Genomic DNA, 562 nt, shown 5'->3' with positions numbered 1-562 from the left:
GCCTCTACCATTTTTTCATAGCGAAGTTCGATACGTCGATGCAGTTCGGAACGCTCTTGAGGAGCAATAGCAAACTGTTTCACATCATACGGGATAGGCTCTCCCTTCTGTTGCGTCAGTTCTGTCAGCGACTTTCCAGAAATACGAAAAACTTCTAAAGCGCGCGATAAACGCTGCGGATCATTGGGGTGAATACGCTCTGCAGAGACTGGGTCTATCTGTTTTAGCTCATCATGCAGAGCTTGCCAGCCCTTTTGAGTGGCTTCTTGCTCAATTTGCGCGTGAATCTCAGGGTCAGCTGCGGGTAATGGAGAAAGCCCCTCTAGTAGAGCTTTGTAGTACAGCATTGTGCCCCCTACTAACATAGGGATTTTACCTTGTGCAGTAATCTCATCCATTAGCTGCAGCGCATCACGACGAAAGTCTGCTGCTGAATAAGATTCTGAAGGGTCGATAATATCAATAAGGCGATGAGGGGCGGCGGCTTGCTCTTCTGCCGTCGGCTTAGCCGTGCCTATGTCCATCCCTTTGTATATCAGAGCTGAATCAACGCTGATTAGCT

The 562-nt window shown here is 48.6% G+C and carries 1 protein-coding gene; it reads right to left on the bottom strand.

Going from position 1 to position 562, the window contains the following annotated elements:
* Positions 1-562 (bottom strand): tRNA (adenosine(37)-N6)-dimethylallyltransferase MiaA (gene miaA, locus AB4585_RS23110; protein WP_372171135.1); only part of this gene is annotated, 562 nt, incomplete at both ends.

The sequence above is a fragment of the Vibrio sp. 10N.222.49.C9 genome (genome assembly GCF_041474985.1).
GTDB lineage: Bacteria > Pseudomonadota > Gammaproteobacteria > Enterobacterales > Vibrionaceae > Vibrio > Vibrio crassostreae_C.
Note: the sequence above shows the minus strand (reverse complement) of the source record. Positions and strands in the feature narration are given on the sequence as shown.